The sequence below is a fragment of the Paenibacillus pasadenensis genome (assembly GCF_023715725.1).
Classification (GTDB): domain Bacteria; phylum Bacillota; class Bacilli; order Paenibacillales; family Paenibacillaceae; genus Paenibacillus_O; species Paenibacillus_O pasadenensis_A.
In genome coordinates, this window is record NZ_JAMBOT010000020.1 from 23,405 (window position 1) to 32,035 (window position 8,631).

Here is an 8,631-nt window from a genome sequence, read left to right on the forward strand (position 1 = left end):
CATAACATAAATCCTTTTTAAGCAAAAAAAATGCTCCCTTCGCAGGGAGCGAAACCCGACTTAAGGCTTACCGCCAAAAGATTGGGTTACTTTATACCACAAACGGTCCAACAGCTGATCCACGATCCGGGTTTGACCCGCGATGTTCGCCGTTGACGCTGTCAGAAGCGAACCGTCAACAACGGTTACGCTGCCTTTCACATCTCCACGCACATCGGCTGTACCGTTCTCCACGGTTAGGCTTCCGTTAATTTCGGCTCCTTCCGGAACGATGACCGTATGCCCGTCAATTACGACCTGCTTCAGGTCGTCGCCGCGAACGATAAGCTCGGAGCCGTTATTCACGGTAGGCGCCAGGCTGGCCATCATAACGAGCAGGAACACGGCAGCCGCCGTAACGGCAGGATGTCTGCGAATCCATCCCGTCCAATCTCTATGACGAGCAGGGGCAGGAATTTGTTTCATGATCTTGTCGGTTAGCGCAGCGGAAGCGGCCGGCGTCATCGCCTGTCCCTTTGGCTCAGCCATTACCGAGGTGAGAAGAGCTTCCGTCTTCTCCAGCTGTTCGAAGCGGGCTCTGCATGCCGGACAGGAAAGCAAATGCTGTTTGAGAGTGACGGTGTCTTCACGAGGAAGCTCTCCGTCTATATAATCGTGCATCCAGACGATAGCGACATTGCAATTCATGGCAGCCAGTCCTTTCTTCAGGGTACAGAGGCAGGCCCTGCCCATCTTCTATCGGCAACGGCAGAGAAGCCTCCGGCGCCGGGTCTACCTATAACTTACGTATGAGAACGAAAGGTGTTTCATTTTTTCCATCCGCATTACGCCTATAATTTATGCTCTAATTTTTTCCTTAAAAATTCCCGTCCGCGATGAACGCGAGTTTTGATCGTTGTCACCGGCATATCCAGCACATCGCCGATTTCCTGCAGCGACAAATCCTCCAAATAACGAAGCACCATAACGGTTTTGTACTTCGGCGGAAGCGTATCGATTGCATGACGAATAATCTGCTGCGTTTCCGACAGCAGCACTTCCTCTTCGGGAGAGGTATCGTCACTCGCGAACATGGAATAACCGTCCAGCCCGTCATGCTCCGGCAGCTCTGCATCGAGCGAGAAGCCGGGTTTGCGGCGGCGGAGACGGTCGATCGCCAAATTGGTCGTAATGCGGTAAATCCAGGTGGAGAACTTCATGGATTCGTCATAACGCTCCATGTTGCGGAATACGCGCAGGAATGTTTCCTGTACCGCATCCTCTGCCTCCTGCCGGTTGTACAGCATTCGATAGGCAAGATGGTAAAGCTTGTCCTGATACATACCAACCAGCTCTGCAAACGCCCTCTGGTCACCCTTCAGCGCCAAGCGGATCAGGTTGGCTTCAATGGATTTCACAGCCTTCATTCCTCCAGACTAACCGACTTACCCTATGAAAATACGGACATTGCCAGGCGCGGACTCGCGCTGCTGAATGCCGGCAATTCCAAAAACTGTATAGCGCAATGGTAATCGACACACCGGGAAAAAGCAAGATGAAACCTGACGCCGCATTCAAGCAAATAAAGTTCCGTCTCCCGCCATACAAGGCGAAAGACCGCGCGCTGCAAGAGCGTCGCGGCCTTTCGCATCCTTATATTACGGTTACCGTATTACCTATAGATTGCGGCAATCAGCCCGTATTCCGAAGACCTGAGGCAATGCCGTTAATGGTGAGCAGCACTTCACGCAGCAGCTCCGCATCGTCGCCTTCCGCATCGCGGATCTGACGAAGCTCTGCCAGCAGCTCCACCTGCAAATAGCTGAGCGGATCGACGTAAGGATTACGCAAACGGATTGATTCTTGGATGACCGGCACATTGTCGAGAATTTCCTGCTGCCCGGTAATATCCAGAATCAGCTTCAACGTGAGGCCGTATTCCTCTTCGACCATCTTGAAGATGCGGTCGCGCACCTTCTCGTTTTTGATCATGCCGGCATATTGACGGGCGATAAGCAGATCCGCCTTTGCCAGAGCCAGCTGGAGGTTGTCAACCAGCGAACGGAAGAACGGGAAGCTTTTGTACATATCGCGGAGCGTCTGCAGACGGTTCTCGTCGCCCTGGATATAGGCTTGGAAAGCCGTACCGGACGCGTACCAGGCCGGAAGCAGATAACGGCTCTGCGTCCAGGCGAATACCCAAGGAATGGCGCGCAGATCCTCGAAACGGTCGCTGTTCTTCCGTTTGGACGGACGGGAGCCGATGTTCAGCTCGCCAACCTCGGACAGCGGAGTCGATTCTTTGAAGAACTCCATGAAGTCTTCATCCCGGAAAATAAGGTCCTGATACTTCTTCTGAGCCGTCTCGGAAATTTCCTTGGCGATCTCGTTCCATTCCGGCTGAACCTCCGGCATTTGCTCCGGATGCATGGCCAGTCTGGCTGCTGTAAGCAGCGCCCAGGTCGCTTGCTCCAAGCTGCGGGAAGCAATGCCCTGCATGGAATAGCGGGAGCTGAGCACCTCTCCCTGCTCCGTAATCTTAATGCCGCCGCCTACTGTATGCGGAGGCTGAGCCAGAATGCTGCGGCCCAGCGGCATGCCGCCACGGCCAAGCGCACCGCCGCGGCCATGGAAGAACTTCAGCTTCACGTCGTAGCGGGAGCCCATTTCCGTAATATCGTTCAACGCGCAGCGCAGTTCCCAGTTAGCCGTTACAACTCCGCCGTCCTTGTTGCTGTCGGAGTAGCCCAGCATAATCTCATGCAAATTGCCGCGAGCCTCGACTCCCTTGCGGTAGAGCGGAAGCTCGAACAGGCGCTGCATGATGCCCGGAGCGGCATGCAGATCGTCGATCGTCTCGAACAAAGGAACCGATTGCAGCGTGCAGCGAACCGTGCCGTCCGCTTCCTGGCGGAACAATCCAACCTCTTTGGCAAACACCATAACTTCCAGCATGTCGCTTGCGCCCTGGGTCATGCTGATCAGATAGCTGGAAATACAGTTCTCACCGAACTCCTGCTGGGCACGGTATACGGTTTGGTACACATCGAGGCATTCGCGGGTCGATTCCGAATAATCCAGGTGAGAAGACGTGAGCGGTCTCGGATCGTTCAGCAAACGGTCCAGCAGCACAATTTTCTCTTCCTCGGAAAGAGACGCATAGTCGGATACAATGTTCATTTTGGCCAAAATCTCAGCCATCGCCGATTCATGTTCCTTGGAGTGCTGGCGAATGTCCAGCGCTGCCATATGGAATCCGAACAGCTCGACTTGGCGGATCAGCTTGCGAACATGCGTATCTGCCGTATAATCCGCAAAGTGAGAGCGCAGGGAGCGGTCAATCAGCAGCAGATCCTGTTTAAACTCCTCCGGGCTGTTGTATCGCTTGGCGCTTCCGCGCAAAGTATCGTCCCCGGAATTAACGAGTTTCTCCAGCATGTAGCGCAGTTTGCTCTTGTAAGGCTCCTTGCCGTTGCGCAGCTTGTCAACGCCGCGCAGCTCGATCTCGCGCTGGTCCTCTTCAATGGAGGAAAGCAGCTCGGCCGGCACATCGACGATGTTCGTGCTGAAGCTTAACATATCCATCCATTCCTTCAGAACGGCGGTGTATTTGCTCAGCGCCAGCTCCTTGTGCAGCGTCAGCGTCTCCCAGGTAACATTCGCCTTAACGGAAGGGTTGCCGTCGCGGTCTCCGCCGATCCACGAACCGAACTTCAGGTAAGTCGGCACATGCCACTGTTCCTGAGGATAGTATTTGTGAAGGCAGCGTTCCAGCTCCTCGTAAACGTTAGGAAGAACTTCAAACAAAGTCTCGTCAAAGTAGTACAGTCCGTTGCGGACCTCGTCAATGACGGTCGGCTTGCGGTCGCGCAGCTCGTCGGTTTGCCAGAGAATCTGCACCTCATTCAACAAACCGGCCCGCAGCTTCTCGCGTTCGCGATAAGTCAGCGTCGGGTTGTCCAGCTCCACCATGCTGAGCGCGATGCGCTTGTGGATGTCTTGAACGACGCGGCGAGTCGCTTCGGTCGGATGCGCTGTCATAACAAGCTCCAGCGAAATGCCGTCCAGCATTGTTTTCACTCCGTCGACAGGAATGCCGCGTTCATGCAGCACTTGAACAGCAGCCTCAATCGAGCCCGGCTGCACGCCTTCTCCGGCAGAACGCTCGTAATCGCGCTTGCGGCGAATGCGGTGATTCTGCTCGGCGATATTCACCAGCTGGAAGTAGATCGCGAAAGCCCGAATGACCTGGTGGCGGATATCAGGACTCAGCGTGGTAATCGTCTTCTTGAACTCGTCGTACAGCTCGGTTACGAACTCCGCACGAAGCGCCTTGCTCATCTCACGGATGCGCTCGACTACCTCGAGCAGCTCCTCGCCGCCTTGATGGACAAGCACTTCGCCTAAAATATTGCCCATAAACCTTACGTCGCGGCGCAGCAGGTTGTTCGATTGCGGGCGAGCCTGCGCTTGGGCAGTTACAGCCTGTTCCGACATTCTGTTCCTCCTCCAGGTTCGCATCCCGCGTACGGGAGGAACCAAATCGTAAGCATAGGTACCATGGCGCTGAATCCCTGGGTGTCATTGTTAAGGCAAATGGAAGTTGTGGTCGCCATTACCTCAATCCGATGCTCCTCAAACGTCTCGCACGCGGCTCCCGGCGCGCCTTTCCCGTTAACAGGTGACTTCAAATCGCTTTTCTCATCATACTACAAAATTTATGGGTATAGAAGACTAGGAGAATAGGTTTTTTATGGCGAATCAGCGTGTTAAAGCACAACAAGCCTAAAAGCTTTTTCGCCGCTTCGCGGCTTTTTGCTGAATTCGCAGCAGCTGGAGGAATATTTAAGCCCTGTTCTTTTCGGGATAAATAAACAAAAAAACCTTGCATCAGCAAGGTTTAAGTTATGTATTAAGGTTGAAATGGAGCGGGTGATGGGAATCGAACCCACGCTATCAGCTTGGAAGGCTGAAGTTCTACCATTGAACTACACCCGCAATTCAGATGGTCATGCAAGAAAAAACAATGGTCGGGATGACACGATTTGAACATGCGACCCCCTGGTCCCAAACCAGGTGCTCTACCAAGCTGAGCTACATCCCGTTATTAAATGGCGTGCCCGGAGAGATTCGAACTCCCGACCTTTTGATTCGTAGTCAAATGCTCTATCCAGCTGAGCTACGGGCACGTATGGAGCGGAAGACGGGAATCGAACCCGCGACCCTCGCCTTGGCAAGGCGATGCTCTACCGCTGAGCCACTTCCGCTTGTCGAAGAACTTTTTGTTCAGCGCGACAAGTAATAATATATCAGGGCTCATCCCATAATGCAAGTCTTTTTTATAAAAAATTTTAACCGGATTTTTGAGCGCATATTTCATCGTACATCCGGCTGCGTTCCTGCGGTTTCAGACGCGGGCAATTGTAGCAATACTTGGCGTATTCCGTTTTAAATGCCAGGCAGCAACCGCCTCGAAGAGGGATTTGAGTCCCCGGTTCGTAAGGGCTGTCAACCAGCGTAAAACGGATGGCCAATGGATTTCGCCGCTCTCCAACCACTTCCCCTGGCATATCAACCAGCACATAGGCAAAATCCTCGCTAAGCGCTTCGTAAAGCTCCGCATCATCAGCTGCCGCTTCGAGAAAATAACTCTTTACATACTGCAAATTGCTGGCAGCAAGTCTCCACAGCTCATTTGCCCGCACTCCCGCCCCTTCAGCCAAGCTGCGGAATAATGGAGCGAGCAAGCTGCCGTACAGCATTTCCAGCGCTTTCTGCCGGTCTAGTGCTGTTGCTTTAACCGGAGATGGAAATGCCTGAATGGAGGTGCAGATAAAGCCAATGGACGCGTAAGAGGCTTCTTCGGCTTTGTAAAGGACAAACTGCCAATCCTCCGGGCGCATCGAGGCGCTTCCCGTTCCGCTGGCCGTTAAATAATGAACCGTTCCGACCAAGCCCCGAATCCAGGAAGGCACATAAGTTGCGGCAGGCTCAATGGAGCAGGAAGGAATAAGCTCCGCGTAGCGCTGCAAAAATTGAAGAGCTGTTTCTGGACGGTCCGCCATTTCCTGCAGGGAAGCCTGAACCTGTACCCCCTCTGGAGCATCACTTAACAGTCCGATCTTTCCGTGCAGCATATCCTTCAAAGCCTGATCCATCCCGCAGCTCTCCTTCAAAAATAAAATACCGGCGGATTAAACTCCCGCCGGCTCCAGTACATGACTCGCTTCCATACCCGCTTCCGGGCGCCCGACAACCCGTTCTCCCACAGCTAGCGCATAAGGGAGGCAGAGCGGCACGCCATTGCGTGGATCGGTTACGATATCCGCCTCAATGCCAAACACGTCGCGCATTACCTTCGGGGTCATCACCTCAACTGGAGATCCTTCTGCAAGCACCGTACCTGACTTGATAGCGATCATATGCTGAGCAAACCGCGATGCATGATTGAGATCATGCACAACCATTACAATGGTGCGCTTCTCTTTTACATTCAACTGATGGAGCAGCTGCAGCACATCCAGCTGATGCGCCATATCGAGGAACGTCGTCGGCTCATCCAAAAAGAGAATGTCCGTCTCTTGCGCCAACGCCATAGCGATCCAGCCGCGCTGACGCTGGCCTCCGGACAGTTGATCGACCGGGCGATCAGCGAATTCAGTCATCCCGGTAGCTTCCAGCGCCCATGCAATAATTTCACGGTCTTCCTTGCGCATCGAGCTGAATCCCTTTTGATGAGGGAAACGGCCGTAGGAAACCAGCTCTTGAACGGTCAAACCATCTGGAGCAGTCGGGTTCTGCGGCAGTATAGCTAATTCTTTGGCTACGTCCTTCGTAGACAGCTTATGGATGGACTTGCCGTCCAGCAGCACTTGGCCGTTCTGGGGCGACATCAGACGCGCCATCGTTTTCAGAATGGTCGACTTGCCGGATCCATTCGAACCTACAAGCGCGGTAATCTTCCCTTGAGGAATGCTCAAGTTCAGACCCTTGACAATTTGTCTCTTCTCATAGGCTATGTCCAGCTGGGTGGTCACTAATCGCACCATGCTGCAAGCTCCTCTCTGATGACGGAGCCACGCTCCGATTCCTTGATAACGATTATCATTATATAAAACATGATAAAGGTTCTCACTACTCTTGTCAAAAGAAACCTGCGACTCTTCGGCCATAAAAAAAGCCATTCGGACCCAAAGGTCAAAATGGCTTTAACTATTCCGTATGATTATGGTCAGCTTTTCTATAGGCTGAGGCCCATTGAGCACTACAGCTTTTTTTCCCTGTACAGCGAGCCTTTACCTTTTTGAGCTCTGTCCCATAACTCTTCGTCTGAAAGAGCGGTTTGAATTAATTCAACCGGCACTCCGCCGTCGTTAATGACCGCTACCCAATAATCGTCGATGGGCTCGTAAGGCCCTAAAATAACTTCCTCACCTTCAATGGCGGCTTGAAGATCACTTACTTTAAATGCGACATGAGGCAGCGTTCTCAAAAGCGGATGCAGCGGAGAATCCTCTTCAAAGCGATGCCACTGAATTTTAAACTTGCCATCATTATCTGTTGTATACATCTTAGCGGATTCGCTGAACTTCTCATTCTCTCTCAATTCAGTTGTAGGAATACCGGTATGATGGAACTCATAGTGAATGCCGCTTTTCATCGCTAATCACCTCATTCGTCTTTTCCATTCTTTGAAAAAAAGAAAAAGCCACCGGACAAGTTGTCCAGATGGCCAGGTTGAAGCTTATCATGCGCGTAGAGGGACTTGAACCCCCACGCCGAAGGCGCCAGATCCTAAGTCTGGTGCGTCTGCCAATTCCGCCATACGCGCAAGATTAAAAGTGAGCCATGAAGGACTCGAACCTTCGACACCCTGATTAAAAGTCAGGTGCTCTACCAACTGAGCTAATGGCTCTTAATGGCTGGGGATTCAGGGATCGAACCTGAGAATGACGGAGTCAAAGTCCGTTGCCTTACCGCTTGGCTAATCCCCAACAGATGAATGGTGGAAGCTGAGGGGATCGAACCCCCGACCCTCTGCTTGTAAGGCAGATGCTCTCCCAGCTGAGCTAAGCTTCCACAATAGAATGGCCGGTAATGCCAGCTCTTATGTAAAAATAAAAAAAATGGTGACCCGTAGGGGATTCGAACCCCTGTTACCTCCGTGAAAGGGAGGTGTCTTAACCCCTTGACCAACGGGCCACGCAAATGGAGCTCTCAACCGGGATCGAACCGGTGACCTCATCCTTACCATGGATGCACTCTACCTACTGAGCTATGAGAGCAAATGGCTCCCCGAACAGGACTCGAACCTGTGACAACTCGATTAACAGTCGAGTGCTCTACCAACTGAGCTATCAGGGAATAGTATTCGGTACTGCTCCTACAGGACTTGCGCCCTGAAAACTGAATCGAACGGTATGCCGTGCTGACCGGCTGTTGTCTTGCATGAATAAGGATAAGCCCTCGACCGATTAGTATTCGTCAGCTGCACGCATTGCTGCGCTTCCACCTCGAACCTATCTACCTAGTCGTCTTCTAGGGGTCTTACATACTGGGAAATCTCATCTTGAGGGGGGCTTCGCGCTTAGATGCTTTCAGCGCTTATCCCGTCCGTACTTGGCTACCCAGCGGTGCTCCTGGCGGAACAAC

At 52.7% G+C, this 8,631-nt stretch carries 6 protein-coding genes, 11 tRNA genes and 1 rRNA gene; all 18 read right to left on the minus strand.

The features are described 5' to 3' along the window. Positions 1-60 precede the first annotated feature (60 nt). Positions 61-687 carry a zf-HC2 domain-containing protein gene (locus M3223_RS23285; protein WP_251566135.1) on the minus strand — a complete coding sequence of 209 codons (627 nt, stop codon included), beginning with the start codon at positions 685-687 and terminating at the stop codon, positions 61-63. A gap of 143 nt (positions 688-830) precedes the next feature. Next, the gene (gene sigW, locus M3223_RS23290; RefSeq protein WP_251566137.1) at positions 831-1,397 is read right to left on the minus strand and encodes an RNA polymerase sigma factor SigW; all 567 of its coding nucleotides are present in this window, start codon (positions 1,395-1,397) and stop codon (positions 831-833) included. A 274-nt stretch (positions 1,398-1,671) separates the two neighbouring features. Then, on the minus strand, positions 1,672-4,476 hold the full coding sequence (gene ppc, locus M3223_RS23295) for a phosphoenolpyruvate carboxylase (RefSeq protein WP_251566139.1): 2,805 nt from the start codon (positions 4,474-4,476) through the stop codon (positions 1,672-1,674). A gap of 427 nt (positions 4,477-4,903) precedes the next feature. Then, positions 4,904-4,977: transfer RNA gene (locus M3223_RS23300), tRNA-Gly, on the minus strand. Between the two features lie 29 nt (positions 4,978-5,006). Next, positions 5,007-5,083 (minus strand) — tRNA-Pro (locus M3223_RS23305). An 8-nt stretch (positions 5,084-5,091) separates the two neighbouring features. Continuing rightward, positions 5,092-5,168: transfer RNA gene (locus tag M3223_RS23310), tRNA-Arg, on the minus strand. A 3-nt stretch (positions 5,169-5,171) separates the two neighbouring features. Further along, positions 5,172-5,246 (minus strand) — tRNA-Gly (locus tag M3223_RS23315). A gap of 84 nt (positions 5,247-5,330) precedes the next feature. Next, positions 5,331-6,137 (minus strand): (2Fe-2S)-binding protein, encoded by an 807-nt coding sequence (locus tag M3223_RS23320; RefSeq protein ID WP_251566141.1) that lies wholly within the window; start codon positions 6,135-6,137, stop codon positions 5,331-5,333. A gap of 36 nt (positions 6,138-6,173) precedes the next feature. After that, on the minus strand, positions 6,174-7,028 hold the full coding sequence (locus tag M3223_RS23325; RefSeq protein ID WP_251566143.1) for an ABC transporter ATP-binding protein: 855 nt from the start codon (positions 7,026-7,028) through the stop codon (positions 6,174-6,176). Positions 7,029-7,243: 215 nt separating this feature from the next. Beyond that, positions 7,244-7,639 carry a VOC family protein gene (locus tag M3223_RS23330; RefSeq protein WP_251566145.1) on the minus strand — a complete coding sequence of 132 codons (396 nt, stop codon included), beginning with the start codon at positions 7,637-7,639 and terminating at the stop codon, positions 7,244-7,246. Positions 7,640-7,729: 90 nt separating this feature from the next. Further along, positions 7,730-7,810, minus strand: a tRNA-Leu gene (locus tag M3223_RS23335). 11 nt (positions 7,811-7,821) lie between these two features. Next, positions 7,822-7,894, minus strand: a tRNA-Lys gene (locus M3223_RS23340). Positions 7,895-7,898: 4 nt separating this feature from the next. Further along, positions 7,899-7,973, minus strand: a tRNA-Gln gene (locus tag M3223_RS23345). Between the two features lie 9 nt (positions 7,974-7,982). Next, a tRNA-Val gene (locus M3223_RS23350) sits at positions 7,983-8,058 on the minus strand. Between the two features lie 48 nt (positions 8,059-8,106). Continuing rightward, positions 8,107-8,181: transfer RNA gene (locus M3223_RS23355), tRNA-Glu, on the minus strand. 7 nt (positions 8,182-8,188) lie between these two features. Then, a tRNA-Thr gene (locus M3223_RS23360) sits at positions 8,189-8,264 on the minus strand. A gap of 3 nt (positions 8,265-8,267) precedes the next feature. Further along, positions 8,268-8,343 (minus strand) — tRNA-Asn (locus tag M3223_RS23365). Positions 8,344-8,433: 90 nt separating this feature from the next. Then, positions 8,434-8,631, minus strand: a 23S ribosomal RNA gene (locus M3223_RS23370); the annotation flags it as partial.

What these genes read in the sequence shown, in the direction of transcription:
- M3223_RS23285 (WP_251566135.1), bottom strand. Translation starts at nt 687, where the DNA reads ATGAATTGCAATGTCGCTATCGTCTGGATGCACGATTATATAGACGGA.
- ppc (WP_251566139.1), bottom strand. Translation starts at nt 4,476, where the DNA reads ATGTCGGAACAGGCTGTAACTGCCCAAGCGCAGGCTCGCCCGCAATCG.
- M3223_RS23320 (WP_251566141.1), bottom strand. Translation starts at nt 6,137, where the DNA reads ATGGATCAGGCTTTGAAGGATATGCTGCACGGAAAGATCGGACTGTTA.
- M3223_RS23325 (WP_251566143.1), bottom strand. Translation starts at nt 7,028, where the DNA reads ATGGTGCGATTAGTGACCACCCAGCTGGACATAGCCTATGAGAAGAGA.
- M3223_RS23330 (WP_251566145.1), bottom strand. Translation starts at nt 7,639, where the DNA reads ATGAAAAGCGGCATTCACTATGAGTTCCATCATACCGGTATTCCTACA.